General features: G+C 34.7%; 16 protein-coding genes, 1 tRNA gene and 2 pseudogenes. 8 read left to right on the top strand and 11 right to left on the bottom strand.

Annotated elements, in window-relative coordinates:
• Window positions 1-147 precede the first annotated feature (147 nt).
• From mnmE to BWZ41_RS02210, 3 genes are all read left to right on the top strand, one after another.
• Window positions 148-1,476: a tRNA uridine-5-carboxymethylaminomethyl(34) synthesis GTPase MnmE gene (gene mnmE, locus BWZ41_RS02220; RefSeq protein WP_143689258.1), complete on the top strand. Its 1,329-nt coding sequence runs from the start codon at window positions 148-150 to the stop codon at window positions 1,474-1,476.
• 47 nt (window positions 1,477-1,523) lie between these two features.
• Window positions 1,524-1,608, top strand: a tRNA-Ser gene (locus BWZ41_RS02215).
• Between the two features lie 170 nt (window positions 1,609-1,778).
• A complete protein-coding gene (locus BWZ41_RS02210; RefSeq protein WP_143689257.1) occupies window positions 1,779-2,789 on the top strand; it encodes an NAD(P)/FAD-dependent oxidoreductase in 1,011 nt (336 codons plus the stop codon).
• 673 nt (window positions 2,790-3,462) lie between these two features.
• On the opposite strand, the pseudogene BWZ41_RS08640 reads toward BWZ41_RS02210, so the two are convergent.
• Window positions 3,463-4,581 (bottom strand): annotated as a pseudogene (locus tag BWZ41_RS08640) (IS3 family transposase).
• 217 nt (window positions 4,582-4,798) lie between these two features.
• Between BWZ41_RS08640 and terL the strand changes: the two are divergent.
• The 3 genes from terL to BWZ41_RS02175 all read left to right on the top strand — a co-directional run bounded on the left by terL (window position 4,799) and on the right by BWZ41_RS02175 (window position 8,653).
• Window positions 4,799-6,232, top strand: a complete 1,434-nt coding sequence (terL, locus tag BWZ41_RS02185) for a phage terminase large subunit (RefSeq protein WP_143689253.1) — start codon at window positions 4,799-4,801, stop codon at window positions 6,230-6,232.
• 121 nt (window positions 6,233-6,353) lie between these two features.
• Entirely contained in the window at window positions 6,354-7,241 is an 888-nt protein-coding gene (locus BWZ41_RS02180; RefSeq protein ID WP_143689252.1) for an ankyrin repeat domain-containing protein, read from the top strand.
• 164 nt (window positions 7,242-7,405) lie between these two features.
• Window positions 7,406-8,653, top strand: a complete 1,248-nt coding sequence (locus tag BWZ41_RS02175) for an IscS subfamily cysteine desulfurase (RefSeq protein ID WP_143689251.1) — start codon at window positions 7,406-7,408, stop codon at window positions 8,651-8,653.
• Between the two features lie 48 nt (window positions 8,654-8,701).
• On the opposite strand, the gene rodA is transcribed toward BWZ41_RS02175, so the two are convergent.
• Entirely contained in the window at window positions 8,702-9,805 is a 1,104-nt protein-coding gene (gene rodA, locus BWZ41_RS02170) for a rod shape-determining protein RodA (RefSeq protein WP_143689250.1), read from the bottom strand.
• 45 nt (window positions 9,806-9,850) lie between these two features.
• A complete protein-coding gene (locus BWZ41_RS02165) occupies window positions 9,851-11,299 on the bottom strand; it encodes a proton-conducting transporter transmembrane domain-containing protein (RefSeq protein WP_143689249.1) in 1,449 nt (482 codons plus the stop codon).
• A gap of 64 nt (window positions 11,300-11,363) precedes the next feature.
• On the opposite strand from BWZ41_RS02165, the gene BWZ41_RS02160 reads away from it, so the two are divergent.
• The gene (locus BWZ41_RS02160; RefSeq protein ID WP_143689248.1) at window positions 11,364-11,669 is read left to right on the top strand and encodes an NADH-ubiquinone oxidoreductase subunit NDUFA12 family protein; all 306 of its coding nucleotides are present in this window, start codon (window positions 11,364-11,366) and stop codon (window positions 11,667-11,669) included.
• A 2-nt stretch (window positions 11,670-11,671) separates the two neighbouring features.
• Entirely contained in the window at window positions 11,672-12,127 is a 456-nt protein-coding gene (gene mlaD / locus BWZ41_RS02155) for an outer membrane lipid asymmetry maintenance protein MlaD (RefSeq protein ID WP_143689247.1), read from the top strand.
• A gap of 37 nt (window positions 12,128-12,164) precedes the next feature.
• Here mlaD and BWZ41_RS02150 read toward each other — a convergent pair whose 3' ends face one another.
• The 8 genes and pseudogenes from BWZ41_RS02150 to BWZ41_RS07525 form a co-directional block, all read right to left on the bottom strand.
• Complete coding sequence (locus tag BWZ41_RS02150; RefSeq protein ID WP_143689246.1) at window positions 12,165-12,827, bottom strand: hypothetical protein; 663 nt, start codon at window positions 12,825-12,827, stop codon at window positions 12,165-12,167.
• Between the two features lie 92 nt (window positions 12,828-12,919).
• Complete coding sequence (locus tag BWZ41_RS02145) at window positions 12,920-14,077, bottom strand: IS4 family transposase (RefSeq protein WP_158619486.1); 1,158 nt, start codon at window positions 14,075-14,077, stop codon at window positions 12,920-12,922.
• A gap of 61 nt (window positions 14,078-14,138) precedes the next feature.
• Window positions 14,139-14,612, bottom strand: a pseudogene (locus BWZ41_RS08430) (IS630 family transposase).
• Between the two features lie 59 nt (window positions 14,613-14,671).
• Window positions 14,672-14,773: a hypothetical protein gene (locus BWZ41_RS08425; RefSeq protein WP_410543266.1), complete on the bottom strand. Its 102-nt coding sequence runs from the start codon at window positions 14,771-14,773 to the stop codon at window positions 14,672-14,674.
• Between the two features lie 4 nt (window positions 14,774-14,777).
• Window positions 14,778-15,041: a helix-turn-helix domain-containing protein gene (locus BWZ41_RS08420; RefSeq protein ID WP_410543265.1), complete on the bottom strand. Its 264-nt coding sequence runs from the start codon at window positions 15,039-15,041 to the stop codon at window positions 14,778-14,780.
• A gap of 44 nt (window positions 15,042-15,085) precedes the next feature.
• Window positions 15,086-15,400, bottom strand: a complete 315-nt coding sequence (locus BWZ41_RS02135; RefSeq protein ID WP_277750555.1) for an ankyrin repeat domain-containing protein — start codon at window positions 15,398-15,400, stop codon at window positions 15,086-15,088.
• Window positions 15,339-15,572, bottom strand: a complete 234-nt coding sequence (locus BWZ41_RS08415; RefSeq protein WP_410543264.1) for a hypothetical protein — start codon at window positions 15,570-15,572, stop codon at window positions 15,339-15,341. Before BWZ41_RS08415 ends, BWZ41_RS02135 begins: the two co-directional genes overlap by 62 nt.
• A gap of 14 nt (window positions 15,573-15,586) precedes the next feature.
• On the bottom strand, window positions 15,587-15,754 hold the full coding sequence (locus BWZ41_RS07525) for a hypothetical protein (RefSeq protein ID WP_158619489.1): 168 nt from the start codon (window positions 15,752-15,754) through the stop codon (window positions 15,587-15,589).
• Window positions 15,755-15,781 lie beyond the last annotated feature (27 nt).

The raw sequence follows: 15,781 nt of genomic DNA, 5'->3' as shown, positions 1-15,781 counted from the left end.
AATAAATATTTTCATCTGGATGACTTTTGTAGTTTTTCTATACAATATATTTACTAATACTGCATTTATATGAATAAGTAATATAAGCAAAAATTTTTTAGATTAGGTATTTCGATTTCTTAAATTGCTAAGTAGTTTATATAAATAATGACAAACACAAATGAAACTATTTTTGCTTTGTCGACCGTATTTGGTAAGTCAGGAGTTGCAGTAATCAGAATTTCAGGCAACTACACCCTTAAAGCTTTAAATCATTTTCATATTAAGAAAAAAATCAAACCAAGATTTGCTACTTTAGTTGATCTATATGATGATTCCAATCAATTGATAGATAATGGAATAATCATCTATTTCCCTGCTCCAAACAGTTTCACTGGCGAGGATGTTATAGAGTTACAAGTGCATGGAAGCAAGGCTGTCATAAAAATCATCTTGGAGAAATTATCAAAAATTTTCGTTATGGCCAGGCCTGGAGAATTCTCACTTAGGGCTTTTCTAAATGGTAAATTTGACTTAACGCAAATAGAAGGAATTGCAGACTTAATTGATGCTGAAACGAAAATGCAAGCTAAACAAGCGATTAAGCAGATATCAGGAGAATTGGAGAGACTATACAGCAATTGGAGGCAAAGATTAATAACGATACAATCCAAAATCGAAGCATATATAGACTTTCCAGAGGACATTTGGGCAGAAAAAAGTGAATTGGAAAAAATTAATAATGAAGTGCAATCTCTCGTGCAGTTGATACAAGAGCATTTAAATGATAATAGACGGGGCGAAAGGTTGCGTGAGGGTTTACATATTGTAATAACTGGTGAACCAAATGTCGGTAAATCAACTCTGTTTAATTTCTTAGCCAAGCGTGATATTGCTATTGTTTCTGAATATGCAGGCACAACAAGAGATATACTTGAAGCTCATATTGACATTGGGGGATACCCAATCATTCTCTCTGATACTGCTGGAATTCGTGAGAGTTCAGATCCAATAGAATCAGAAGGTATAAGTCGAGCGAAAAAAAGGTCTTTTGAAGCTGATTTAAGAATAGAACTATTTCCTTTTGAACAGCGTCATAATATCAATTGCAACGTTGTAAATAGCGATACTATTTATGTATTGAGCAAAGCTGACGATGCAATTAATGACAGAAATATACTGATTGGCGGTGTAGATTTTCTACCTATTTCTATTTTAAAGGGAATAGGTACAAACAAGTTGATCTCTCTCATAAAAAAGAAGGCAGAGGAAAAATTTGGGCATGATAGAGACACTCCTGTGATTACTCGGCAAAGACATAGGAGTCACATGCAGAAAGCACTGGAACATTTACAACGTTTTAATATCGATAATCCAATTGAGTTGATATCTGAAGACTTGAGGCTTGCTGCATTTGAACTTGGTGCAGTGATTGGAATTATTAATGTTGAGGAAATATTGGATAGTGTGTTTAGTAGCTTTTGTGTAGGCAAGTAAGATTTTTATAGATTGCTTGAAATTAAATATTGTGGTAAAAAAGAGGTGGACGGATGGCCGAGCGGTTTAAGGCACCAGTCTTGAAAACTGACGTACGGAAACGTACCATGGGTTCGAATCCCATTCCGTCCGCACTTACTTCTCAGATTTAAAATGTTAGTTAATTTTTAGAGCTTATTTAGATGGTTCATAACGCTGGAAATCTTATCTAATCTAGCCACATCTTTTAAAAATACATCCCTTTGTAAATTGACCTTGTTAGCAAAGAAAGCTAATATCTATAAATAGATCACCATCTGAATATGGAAACCGATATAGTAATAATAGGTGCAGGGCCTATTGGAATATTCACTGCTTTTCAAGCGGGAATGCTTGATATGAGATGTCATGTAATAGATGTTTTGGATCAAGCAGGAGGACAATGCACAGCTCTTTACTCAGAAAAGCCAATATATGATATACCTGGTTATCCTGTAATTACTGCCCAAAAATTAATTGAGCAGTTAATGGAGCAAGCTTCACCGTTTGAGCCTGTTTACCATTTAAGTCAAAAAGTGGAAAAGATTTCAAAGAACGAAGGTGAAAACTTTACTATCATAACGAACATAGGTACAGAGGTAAAATGCAAAGCCGTTATCATTGCTGCAGGTAACGGAATGTTTGAACCTAACCGTCCACCCTTAAGTGGTATATTAGAATATGAAAATAAATCTGTATTTTATAGTGTAAATAAAATTTCTGATTTTCAGGACAAAACTATAGTCATTGCAGGGGGGGGTGATTCTGCGGCTGATTGGACTGTAGAACTTTCTAAAGTTGCGAAGAAAATTTATGTGATACATAGGAGAAAGGAATTTCGCTGCACTCCTGAAACTAGAAATAAATTAGAATCACTTGAAAATAATGGAAAGATAGAACTGGTAGTGCCATATCAATTACACAAACTAGCAGGAGGTGATGGGCAATTGAGCGCAGTGATAGTAAAAAACATTGCCTCTAAGGAAGAAAAAGAAATATCCGCTGATTTTTTGCTGCCATTTTTTGGATTGTCAATGAATCTTGGACCAATAAACAATTGGGGTATAGAGTTAGAACATGGCCGCATAATTGTCGACCCAGCTACACTTAGAACCAGTAGAGATAGAATATATGCAATCGGAGATATAGCTACTTATCCAGGCAAACTAAAATTGATACTAAATGGTTTTGCTGAGAGCGCCATGGCTTGTTATGACATATACAAAGTAATTCACAATTCTCCAGTTAATTTTCAATATTCAACTTCAAAGGGAATTCATGGAAATAAAGAGTAACATAAACCTACATGGAGTTATCTCAAGCATAAGGGAATACAAACGAAAAGATTACTTTACAAATTTCCCCAACTCCCTTATCATATCAATAAGAGTATTTATCCTTGTTTTTAATCTCTGCAGATTTAACAACAAAATTCAGTAAAAAACTCAGGTATATATTGGCAGATTACATAAAATTATAGCGGCTGCATGTCTTTTTTATTTTTTCTACATTCAGCCAAAACGCGCTTTAAATAAGCGTTAGCACATTATTACAATGCCAATTTACATTATTATAGGGTCAAAACTCGTTACACGGGGATTCTTTTGCCTTTTTTTCTTCATTTGGTGAATTTCTTAATACTTGTAACTAAAGCTTCAGGCCAGCACTTGATGCATAGCTATACGGAGATTGAAGATGTCATTCCAGTGCGTGACACTGGAATCTAGGAATTTTTTGAGCACAAGAGAAGTCGTTTATGGTAAGTTTTTGTTGGTAAAGAAGGCTGGATCCCAGTGTCAAGCACTGGGATGACAAGAAGGGAGAGTACTCTGATGAGAAGAAGGAGGGTACTCGGGTGACAACGAAGGGCAATTTGAATAACACCATCTGACCTTACCCAGAAAAAGTAGAGAGGAAGTTAAGCCATTTTTGTTACGAAAATGATGAATCAAAATTTTCAGGAATGCACTAATTAATAGTAGAATGTCTACGCTGTTTGTTATAAAAAACTTCTATGTACTCAAATATAGCAGTTCTAGTTTGCTGAGCAGAGTGTTGCGAGGTATCAATAAGAAGCTCACGTTTGAGTGAGCTGAAAAAGCTTTCAACAACAGAGTTGTCATAACAACAACCTTTATGACTCATGCTGGAAATGATGTTTTTTGTGTTCAGCAAAAATTGATAATTTTTAGAGGTATATTGTGAACCTTGATCGCTATGGAATAGCAGATTTTGACAGGTTTGCGCCTATCAACAGCCATCAATAAAGCATCTATAACTAATCGCTTAGCTATTGTACTACTCATTGACCAGCCAACTACCATACGTGAATATAGATCAATTATTGCTGCCAAATATAGCCAGCCATCCTTAGTTTTTATGTATGTAATATCAGTTGCCCATACTTTATTTGGCCGATCAGTAGTAAAGTTTTGGTCCAGTATATTAGGAGTTATAACTCTATTATCAGTCTGCTGTTTTCTGCTTTTGAATCTTCGCCTCAGTCTAGCTTGAATACCATTTTTTTCATGATATCCTGCACTGTTTTGATATTGTAATTTTTGCCTAAAGCATTTAGTTCAGCATGAATTTTAGGTGCCCCATATCTACAATTAGATGCTTGGTATATTTTTTGAACGTCTGCTAGAAGTTGCTCCCTCATTAATTCTTTGCTGCTTTTCTTCTTGCTAGTCCATTTGTAGTAACTGCTAGCAGACACTTTCAAAATCCTGCATAACTCCTGTACTTTATAGTAGTTTCTATGCTTTTTGATAAATAAATATTTTACTCTTTGTAACTGGCAAAATATCCCAGGGCTTTTTTTAAAATGTCTCTTTCTCTAGTAACTTTTGTTAGTTCTTTCTTTAATTCAAACTTTTCTTTATCACATGGTGCCAATTTTCCCTTGCCAGGAAATGCTTCTGCTAGTGATCCTTTTTCGTTATATTTTTTTATCCAGTCACTTAGCGTACTGTTATCTATTCCTAAATCTTTAGCTATTTTGCTTGCTGACTGCCCCGTTTCCTTTACCAATTTTATTGCCTCTAATTTAAATTCCACTGTGTACTTTTTTCTGTTGTTTACCATAATAAGCCCTCGTAATCATATTTTATTTTACTTCAAAAATGGCTTAACTTCTTCTCACGTTTTTCTGGGTAAGGTCCAATCATAAGGTGAACCAGTGTCAAGCACTGGAATGACAAGGAAAGGGCTACTTGGATGACAAGAAAAAGGACGCTGATATGACACCAAAGAGGCTGACACCACCATAAAGTAAATTCCACTAACACTATAGGAGACTAACATGAACTTTTTAAAATTTATCGAACTATGCTTTCAAACGGTGATGCCGGGATGTGAGTATAACAATTATCAGTATATAAAAATTATAGCAGACAGGCTAGAAGCAGCAAGCACTGGTGAAGTGAAGCGAATAATATTCAATATGCCTCCGCGCTCAATGAAGTCTATGTGCGTGAGTGTTGCATGGCCTGCATGGATACTTGGTAATCAGCCAACCGCAAGGATAATAGTTGCAAGCTATTCTCAGCGGCTTAGCGAAAAGCATTCGCTTGACACCAGGTGCGTGATGCAGTCTAGTTGGTATAGAGTGCTATTTCCAGAGGTAGAACTATGCAAAGACCAGAACACTAAATATAAATTTCAAACAGTGCAGAGAGGATGTAGGATTGCAACATCTGTTGGTGGAACACTGACTGGTGAAGGTGGAGATTTTATCGTCGTGGATGATCCACTGAGTTCCTCTCAAGCTTTGAGCGAGACGTTTAGAAAACGTGCCACAAACTGGTTCGATCAGACTCTAATAACCAGGCTCAATGATAGGAAAAAAGGAGTTATCGTTGTTGTAATGCACAGACTACATCAAGAGGATTTGACTGCGCATCTTCTCTCCAAACCAAGAAATATATGGCATCATATTTGTTTGCCAATGATCTCTGAAAATAAGGAAATTATCTATTCAATCAAAAGATCAATTCTCCCTTCTCCTGTTCCTATTATTCAAGTAACTACAAATGAGTGCAAAAGCTCAACAGGCGCTACATCTTCAAGGATTTTATACTTAAAAAAGGAAGGTCAGCTGCTATATCCCCTAGATGTAGGAGAAATTGAAATGATAAAGGCTGAACTTGGGAGTTATGCTTTTGCTGCTCAATATCAACAAAATCCTCTGCCACTTTCAAGTGGTATAATTAAGCAAGAATGGTTGAAACGCTATAGAAATTTTCCTGACAATCTCTCACATATAACTCAGAGCTGGGACACTGCTGTTTCAACAAACGATTCTAGCGGCTTTAGTGTCTGCACCACCTGGACAAAGGTGAATAATAAGTTTTATTTACTCGATGTATACCGTGCGAAGCTTGAGTGTCCAAAACTTAAAGAACAAGTTCTATCACTAGCTGCAAGGTGGAAGCCACACGCAATTCTAATCGAAGCAAAGACAAGCGGTCAACAATTGATTCAAGAGCTAAAGGCAATACCTATTATCGGAATAGTGCCGCATAACAGTAAAATCGCTCGATTACACCAGATTGTTCCGATAATAGAATCTGGCAAGGTTTTTCTGCCGCATCAAGCAACATGGCTCAGCGATTTTGAGTATGAAATTTTAATGTTCCCAGAAACCCGCCATGACGATCAAGTAGACAGCACTGTGCAATATCTTCAGTGGATGAGAGATAGTAGTTCTCGAACCGCAGCTATACGGACATTGTGATTCAAGAGGCAATAATTTGCTACCCACAATTTCGATTATAAGCTCATTTAAAATAAATATTGATTTCTTATATTGATTATTTAAAAATTAAAATAAATTATTTAAGATTAGGATAAAAATTATGACAATAAATTATCAGCAGTGGCGGGAAGTATTAAGTACGGTTAATAGTGATAATAAATTAGATAAAAGGAACGTAATTGAAAAAGTAAAAGAAGAGCTAAAGGCAAGCAATGAAGAGGTATTTAAACAGTGGGAAGAGAGTAATTTTTATGTAAATTATAAATTTGAAGTTGGAGATAATGAATTCACATTATTACATTTAACTGCTAAGTTAGGCTATACGAGCTTGACAAAGGCTTTAATAGTAACAAAAGGGATAGATGTTAATATAAAAGATAAGAATAAAAAGACACCTTTACATTTAGCTGCTGAAAATGATTATAAAGAGGTAGTAGATGCTCTGTTGGAAAAAGATGAAATCAGGATTAATGAACAAGAAGATAAGGAGGGATGGACACCTTTACATTTAGCTCTTATGAATGGCCATGCAGACGTGGTAGAATCTCTCGTAAGAAACGGTGCGAATGTTAATATAAAAGATGACTATAGAGTGACACCTTCATCTTTGGCTATTCAAAGAGATTATGTATTTACTCCGCCAAAAAAACGTGAAGGCTCCTATGTTAATGTGAAAAATCATGCTAGAACTGCTTCTAGGAATTTAACTAAAGAGGAAAAACAACGCACATCAGCAATTGCGAAAGGTTTTTTTGCCGGTAGTGCAACTGCATTATCAGGTGTTTTAATAGCGAAAGCACTTTCTGCAACTGGAATAGTTACAGTTGAGTCAAAACGCTCTACACCAATAGCAGTGGCTAAAACTGCAGCTATAGCGCTAGTAGTTGGCAGTGCTGTATATGCATTGTCAAAACCTGATACTCAAGTTGATAAACCAGTCTTAACAAATGGACAGCAAGAAGCTGCTAGCACTAGTAGGGTTTCCTAGCGCGTATTCGACCTAAACACTGATCATAGGGAATGACATTAAAGGGACGCTGGAATAACGTAGGAGAGAGCGCTGACAACTTTCGTTTAGGCAAGATTATACCTTGAAAAAATTAAGCTTTAGTGCTATTAAATAGTTGTAAATTTTGTCTCTTTGGTAGCTTTATGAATGTTGAAAGTAAGAAAATACATGATACTAAAATAAAATTACCAATATTTCTCGATTATCAATCTACTACTAAAGTAGATCCTCGTGTTTTGGAGGTGATGATACCTTATTTTGGTGAGTTTAGTAATGCACACTCTCGTAGCCATTCATTTGGTTGGAAAGCTGAGGAAGCAGTAGAAAAAGCAAGGAAGCACATTGCTGATTTAGTGAATGCAGACAGCAAAGAAATCGTCTTTACCTCGGGTGCAACTGAATCAAATAACATGGCTATCAAGGGTGTTGCTCATTTTTATAAGAATAAGGGGAATCATATAATAACTGTCTGCACGGAGCATAAGTGCGTTTTAGATTCTTGTCGACATCTAGAAAATGAAGGCTTTAAAGTTACATATTTGTCCGTTAAGCAAAACGGAATTATAGATTTGTTGAAACTTGAGGAGGCAATCACTGATAAAACAATTCTGATTTCAGTGATGATGGTAAATAATGAGATCGGAGTAATGCAACCTGTCAAAGAAATTGGTGCAATGTGTAGAAAGCATAATATATTTTTTCATACAGACGCTGCTCAAAGCTTTGGAAAAGTTCCAATAGACGTAAATGAAATGAACATTGATCTTATGAGCCTTTCTAGCCATAAAATTTATGGACCTATGGGAATAGGTGCATTATATGTCCGTAGAAAAAATCCTCGTGTTAGGTTGACGCCACTAATTAGTGGTGGTGGACAGGAGAGAGGCATGCGCTCTGGAACAGTTCCTACTCCCCTTGCAGTTGGTTTTGGTCAAGCGGCACGTATCGCTAAAGAAGAAATGGAAATAGAAGCAAGCAAATTAGAAGAGTTGAGAGATATTTTGTACAACAAAATAAAAGAGGCATTTCCTGATGTTGTTTTAAATGGTGACTATGAAAATAGGATTCCTGGTAACCTCAACTTAAGTTTTCCTTATGTTGAGGGTGAGTCTCTTATCATGGCAATCAAGGATTTAGCAGTAAGCTCTGGTTCTGCATGCACATCTGCATCCCTTGAGCCTTCTTATGTCATAAGATCACTAAACAATGGCCACGATCTTGAGCATTCATCAATTAGATTTGGCCTTGGCCGATTTACAACTAAAGATGAAGTTCTATATGCAGCAGATCTTGTTACTAAAAATGTTGGACGGCTAAGAGAAATGAGCCCACTTTTGGAAATGGTACAAGAGGGAATAGATTTAAGCACCGTAAAATGGGATTCTCATTGAAGAATAAGACGTTAACCATTAGCAGAGTGATGGTTGTCTAAGCTCTTTCTATGGGTGAAATCGGAAACTTAGCTTTAAGTCCTTTATAGATGCCACGGAACTAAGTAGCAATCCTATACATATTAAGCTCGCAGCAGTTGTGCTTCCGCCATAGGATAGAAATGGAAGTGGGTCACCTATTATAGGTAAAAGGCCTATTGTCATTCCAATGTTTATAAAGAAATGAGCACCAAAAAAGGCGAAAACCCCGATAGATATTAACTTAGAAAAATAATTTTTTGACCTGTAAGCGATAGAGAATATTATAGCGAGGAATGTGGTATAGAGTAAAATCAAAGTCATGCTGCCTAAGAACCCCCATTCTTCACTAAGTACCGCAAAAGCAAAATCTGTGCGTTTCTCTGGCAAAAATCCAAGTTGAGTTTGACTCCCATTAACAAATCCCTTACCAAACAAACCTCCTGAACCAATAGCTATTTGAGATTGCTGTGCATTATAACCTATTCCAAGTGGATCTACTGATGAATCCAAAAATGATAATATCCTTTGCTTGTGATAAGGGCGCAAAAAAGGCCAAATAGCTGGTATTGCGAAAATGCCAAGAGTTCCAAAAATTATCAAATGAGGTCTCTCCATTATTGCTGTGAATATGATTGATGCTCCTATAAACAATATTATTACAGCCGTTCCTAAATTAGGTTGCTTCAATACAAGGAATACAGGTAAGAAAATAATTATAAGTGGCTTAAATAAGCTTTGAAATTTCATCATTTTATACACACTTTGTTTATTAAAATAACAAGCAAGTGCAAGTATTAAGCTCACTTTTACAAATTCTGATGGTTGTAAACTAATTGACCCAATTCTTATCCATCTCGTTGCACCCATTATATGCGAGCCAAAAAAATTTACTGCTAACAGCGCAATTACTGCTACTATGTAAAAAAAATAAGCGTGCTTCAAATAAAAATCTAGCTCTATAAATGACATAGCTATAGCAAGCAAAAAGAAGAAAGAGAATATGACCAATTGGTGAATTGCAAATGGAGCCCACTTTCCTCCAGCAGAAGAATATTGAACAACAATGCCAACGCAAAACAGAGCTATTACGTTAATGACTAATAATAAGTGAATCTTCTTCAGCTTATCCACAGCAAAAACTTTACAGACTTTGAGATACAATAAAACATAAGAAAATCAAAAAGCAAATTTATTAATTACCAACCGAATTGGACTACTATATATCCCAGTTATTACCGTTAAAATTGCCATAAATAATAGACAAAAGAGCATAAGCAATGGTACCTCATTAAGTGTCATTCCAGCGTTTGATGCTGTACTGTTTTCAAAATATATTTTCTCAACCATTCTCCACATATATATTAGTGCAAGAAAAGAGCCAGCAGCAAAAACTATAAGGGAAATCCATGCATGAGATTCTATAATTGCTTTCATCATATACCACTTACTTACAAAGCCATTTGTCAAGGGTACACCGATTAATGCTAAACTAAGTAGAGTAAATGCAAGTGTTGTATAGGGCATTGACTTTTTTAGTCCTGATAAATTCTCTATTTTTGTCATACCAACCTTATAAGAAATACACCCTGCAGTCATGAATAAAGACGTTTTTATCATGCTATGATTTACTATGTGAAGAACTGCTGAAAACAAACCTGCTTTTGAATTTAAACCCAGCATTAAAATTATATAGCCAATCTGACTGATACTGGAGTGAGCAAACAGTCTTTTTATATCTTTTTCGATTATTGCAGATATTGATCCAAATACAATAGCGCAAAGTGCAAGAATGATCATCACGTTGCTTAGTGGTAAGAAAAAATTTTGCTGGAAAACAGTGTAAAAGATTCTGATAAAAACATACATCATTACTTTGGTTACTGTGCCTGAAAAGAATATGCTAATGAAACTAGGTGCTTCACTATAAGCATTAATTAGCCATTTACTGAGTGGAAACAGTGCCATTTTGATTGAGAGACCAACAAAAATGAACAATGTACCAAGTCTTATTATGTTATTATCATATAATGGCACTATCCTTTCAGCCATGTCAGACATGTTGAGCGTTCCTGTCATAGAGTATAAAAGCCCGATGCCAAATAAGTAAAATGTTGCTCCTACAGTACCGCTAATTAGGTATTCAAATGCTGCAACTAAAGCTTTCTTATCCCTTCCCATTGAAACTAGAACATAAGAAGAAAGAGATGAAATTTCTAAAAAGACATAAAGGTTGAATATGTCATTTGTGACTAAAATCCCAAGTAATCCACTTAGGCACAGTAGAAGTAGAGAGTAAAAACCAGTGATTTTGTTTTTGCTAATCTCCTTTTCATTAATATGAAAGCTATAAAGCACACTAATCAGCGCTATAAAATTCACCAAAGTTAGAATCAAGGAGTTCAACATGTCGATTCTCAACTCTATTCCGTATGGAGGAGCCCAATCTCCAAGATAATAAGTTATAATTTCACCATTGTATGTTTTCACTAGCAACGTTAATGAAATAAAGAAAGTAGCTGTCGTTGTAAAAAAAGAGATAAACCAGGATACCCTATGTTTCCTGGTAAGAAAGCAGAACATCGATGCAATTATTGGTATAATAACTTGTAGAATTGGTAATTGCATTAAACTGTTGTTAATACATCGTTAAAGTATTAGTATATATAATACTTTTTGTTTTAATACCTTTATGTTATCTAAAATTTATAATTCAGTAACAAACTTATTAAGGAGAAAAGGTAAACTTATAGGTAGGGATGAAAACGGAAATTCTTACTATGAGTCAAGTAAAGGGAAAAGATGGGTAATATATGACAATGTTTCTGAGCCTACAACAATTCCTCCAGCATGGCATATATGGCTGCATTATACTGATAATGCAGTACCAATTAATAATAATACAAGAAAAACTCCTAATTTAACGGGTACAAAAGATGCATACTACCCAAAGCAAAAGGTGAAAAATTACTATGAAAGCTGGAATCTTAATAACTAAAGATGCGAAGGTCAAATATACTTGAAATAATTGCTGGATCATTTGTATTAATTTTTACTATTTTTCTTATCTTCTTCGCTATTGATAAATTATCTTACATAAAGAAAAGCTATAAGGATTGTTATAAAATACATGGCCTTTTTACTGATGCTAATGGTGTAGGAGTTGGTGATAGTGTCAAGATCTCTGGTGTGGAAGTCGGAAGCATAACTGGTGTATCACTCGACAAAGCTACCTACATAGCACGAATCGACATGTGTATAAGTAGGGATATAAAACTCCCAGTTGATAGCTCAGCCCTAATCACTAGCAGTGGAGTTGTTGGTAGTAAATTTGTTAATATATCACCTGGCGCAGATCCCAAATTAATTTCACACGGTGGTAAGATAGCACACACTCAAGCTGAAGCAAATATGGGCGGAATAATGGATAAAATTATTGGCATGTTTACAAAGTGAGAATAAGAACACATAAGCCAACTTGGCCTATGTACAATTAAGGGATTTTTCTATCAATAGCTTGAAGTTGTTCAGCGTTTGAATTATCAAGATTTCTGCTAGGTTTTACATTCCTAATAATCTCAACAAATGCTTGTACTTTCAGTATAGGAGTGTTTTTTCTTACGTCACTTAGATCTATCAAGTCAATTAGAGATATTTGTGATTTTTTTCTAAAATCCTCTTTATGAACGTCAAAAAAATTTCTGATATCAGTAAACGTCATATCTTTGAAGCTATATTGATAATGTTCTGACAAAGGATCAAGTAGTAGCTTATTATTATGTAGAAATATTTTTCTTCTTATGTCATCGGCTTTGTTGATTAAAATGTCAGCATATTTTGAATACCGTTCTTTTAAAATCTCTTTTAATTCCTTATTTAAATCTCTACCAATAAATTTGTTTCTTATATATTCGCTTTCTTCCCACATTTTAACTAGCACATTAATGTTACTTTCTCTCAGAAAGGTATATAGCACACTATTCTCTTTCTTGAGCTTTGACACTTCTTTGTTAAATTTTGAAAACCACCTTGGTAAATTCTGCAAGAAATTGTTATTTCTTTCTCTCCAGAACCTCACTAACTCATCCATAAATTGAATATTTCGCTGATTGATAAACAACCCAGCAGCTTTTAGTTTTGTAATGTGAACTATCATCAATTTTATATCTGCACTAATACCAAATTAATGAACCAAATAAGAAGCATTGCAGAGTTGTTTAACCGTGGAAGGCATAAGTGTTGAAAGTGCTATAAGTGGAGTGATACAAGGTGATTGACGGCATGTAAATTCCCTCCTGATAGTAAAACAATTGAACGTATAAAAGAATCATTAAGATCCAATGTGAATTGTAATAGTGCTATTTTGAATCCGTGTAGATTATTTTTGATTTTATAAACAAGAAATAACAAAGCCGTAATAATAATCATGTAAATATACACCTTCATGCCATTCATAGTATGGCTTAAAAAGTGCTTATATCCAAGATTTTGCTTTATAAATTTAAAGAATACCTCTATGTCCCACCTGCGCCTATATAGCTCTGTTACTTCATAAGCTAACATTTCAAGCAAGTTGGTTAAAAACCATATTTCATCTCCTGCCTTATTTCGAATTTTTATTAAACGTAGGTCATGCTTTTCTGCTACTTTACCTCGTGCACGATAAAGATTAACTATTATATCTTCTAAAATCTCTGATCCATCCGATTTTTGTTCTCCTATAACTTTGTTCCTGCTTATAACATCATGTTTTCTTCCTACTTTAACTCTTGTGATAAATTTGTACTCCTTTTCATCAAATTCGGCAAAAGTTCCAACTTTTCTGATTCCTCTATCAAATAATAAAATATCCTCTTTTTCAACTTTAGCTTCATTAATGGCTCTCACTAATGCTATATCTTCACTAATTTCTTCTTGTCCTTTACAAAATCTTATACTTGTCGGCAATTGATCCTTTAATCCTACACTCACTTTAACTTGACTGTCGTTACTTTTACCGCCTATTTTTAGCCCATCTTTTATGAGATATCCCGATAAATTTATGATTGTCGAATCAAACTTATGTAAATTATTTGATGTTTTTTGGGGTAATAGCTTTTTAATCTTGCTCATCAAATCAATATATACTCCCTTAAAATATTCTGGATTTATAACTTTTAACCTTTTTGACAAACCACTGTATGTTACTGTACTTTTATCGCTATTCTTATCCATTATACACCTGTTTATTACCATTTCTAGCGCTCTTAAGCTTGTTTTTTGCCCCATTAATATTAACTTCATTAGACCTTTAAATATAATCTTGCCCAACAATTTAGTATTACATTTATCTACTTCACTTAATTTTCCTAGCCTTTCTAAATCCTCATCTTTTATTAAATTTAGTACTCTTTCTATTTGATCCATTATTGCCTCCATTTTCTTGCAATAACAGTTCTTTATACTTTTCTGATACTACTTTCAACACTTATGCCGTGGAAGGGGAAAGAGAGGTAATAAATTTACACAAAGCATATTCAAGCAGAACAATTGTATCGTAGATTTTATTGCGTAAAATGTTCTGCTTTATATATAACCAAAACCTCTCAACAGGATTGAGGTCAGGTGAGTATGGTGGTAGGTATATAATTCGATATTTTTAGGTACCTTTAAATTTTTTCCAACTAGCGCAATCCATCACGAGAAAAGCCTTTCTTATTCCTAAATATTGCGACATCTGTTCAAGGAATATATTTATACAATCAGTGTTGACGTTTGGTGCAAATAAGCTAAAATTCTCTCCATTTCTGGGATTAACTGCACTATAGAGATAAAAATTTTCCCTACCTAATTTTACCTTAACCTGTGTCCTACTGCCTTTTTTAAACCACCCATGTCCAATTTTTGAATGTGTACCAAACCGTGATTCATCGAAGAAAAATAGCTCTTTTTCAGAATGCATGACAATAGTTTCATTGAGGTTTTTTTTAAAACTCCTCTTGCTTGTTTTTATCTTGTCCACTATGTTGGTGTGATATATGAGAATTTCATTTTTTGCATATTACGATGTATTGCGGATTTGCTGATATTCAAACCAAATCTTTCTTGGATTCTTATTCTCATTTCTCTAATAGTAATATTGGGGTTTTCCTCGGCGTTGAGGTGGAGCAAATAATTTTTCTTCTCTTCCAAATTTTATGTGCTTTATCCATGTAGTAATTGCCTTTCTCGAAATGCAACATATTTTTGCTACATCTGTTATACTGTGCTTTTTTGCTGCAATTACAGCATTTAGTTTTTTTGCAACATACGCATTATTTCTTACTCTCTTCAGCATCTCTTTTGCTGATTTTACCACTTTTTCATCCAATAATTTTGATCTTAATGCCATCTAAACCTCGCTATTTTACTTACTTCAGTATGGCTTTTTTTCCATTATTGTCTATTCGTTGCTTGTATAGCGGGAATTGGTATAAGATGACTACTTCTTAAATCATAACTACTTAAAGGAGTATCTCCTTCTCTATTAACTAAATTAATATTTGCCCCTGCTTTAAGTAAAAGTTTTATTACTTCTTTATCGTCTTCACCGCCGCCCATAACACCAACGCAATGAAGTGGAGTATTTCCCTCATCATCTGCTAAGTTAACAGCAGCTCCCTTTTTAAGCAGCTCCTCTAACAAATAACTATGTCCTCCTTCTGCTGCAATATGTAAAGGAGTCTGCATCTGATGGTTCGTTGCATTGATATTTGCCCTTTTTTAAGCAACAACTCCACTGTATTTTTATGACGGAATTAGCAGTCTCTTCTATATTGACCCACACACCATTATCTTTTATATAACCGCTATGCGCAGTTAAATATAAAGAGGTATTTCCAAAATTATCTACTGAGTTGACATCTGTTCCTATTTTTATCAAATACTCTGCTAGATCTACATAGCCACGCTGAGCAGCATGATGTAAAGGGCCATCCCATGCTTATCTACTGAATGTACACTCGTTTCAGCGTTTATTAATCTTTCAGCTTCTTCTATATTATTACTAAGAACAGCACTGAAAAGCTGCTCATTATTCCATTCATAATTTACCTCACAACTCATTTTGACATATATGAAAATAATGTTTAA

It is taken from the genome of Wolbachia endosymbiont of Nilaparvata lugens (assembly GCF_007115045.1).
Taxonomy (GTDB): Bacteria; Pseudomonadota; Alphaproteobacteria; order Rickettsiales; family Anaplasmataceae; genus Wolbachia.
The sequence above is the reverse complement of the archived record's forward strand: the minus strand, read 5'-3'. Positions and strand labels throughout refer to the sequence as shown.

Coding starts and splice junctions, on each gene's coding strand:
- BWZ41_RS02150 (WP_143689246.1), bottom strand. CDS start 12,827: ATGATAGTTCACATTACAAAACTAAAAGCTGCTGGGTTGTTTATCAAT.
- BWZ41_RS02160 (WP_143689248.1), top strand. CDS start 11,364: ATGTTATCTAAAATTTATAATTCAGTAACAAACTTATTAAGGAGAAAA.
- terL (WP_143689253.1), top strand. CDS start 4,799: ATGAACTTTTTAAAATTTATCGAACTATGCTTTCAAACGGTGATGCCG.
- BWZ41_RS02165 (WP_143689249.1), bottom strand. CDS start 11,299: ATGCAATTACCAATTCTACAAGTTATTATACCAATAATTGCATCGATG.
- BWZ41_RS02210 (WP_143689257.1), top strand. CDS start 1,779: ATGGAAACCGATATAGTAATAATAGGTGCAGGGCCTATTGGAATATTC.
- BWZ41_RS07525 (WP_158619489.1), bottom strand. CDS start 15,754: ATGAGTTGTGAGGTAAATTATGAATGGAATAATGAGCAGCTTTTCAGT.
- BWZ41_RS02175 (WP_143689251.1), top strand. CDS start 7,406: ATGAATGTTGAAAGTAAGAAAATACATGATACTAAAATAAAATTACCA.
- mnmE (WP_143689258.1), top strand. CDS start 148: ATGACAAACACAAATGAAACTATTTTTGCTTTGTCGACCGTATTTGGT.
- BWZ41_RS08420 (WP_410543265.1), bottom strand. CDS start 15,041: ATGGCATTAAGATCAAAATTATTGGATGAAAAAGTGGTAAAATCAGCA.
- BWZ41_RS02145 (WP_158619486.1), bottom strand. CDS start 14,077: ATGGATCAAATAGAAAGAGTACTAAATTTAATAAAAGATGAGGATTTA.
- BWZ41_RS02180 (WP_143689252.1), top strand. CDS start 6,354: ATGACAATAAATTATCAGCAGTGGCGGGAAGTATTAAGTACGGTTAAT.
- mlaD (WP_143689247.1), top strand. CDS start 11,672: ATGCGAAGGTCAAATATACTTGAAATAATTGCTGGATCATTTGTATTA.
- BWZ41_RS08425 (WP_410543266.1), bottom strand. CDS start 14,773: ATGAGAATAAGAATCCAAGAAAGATTTGGTTTGAATATCAGCAAATCC.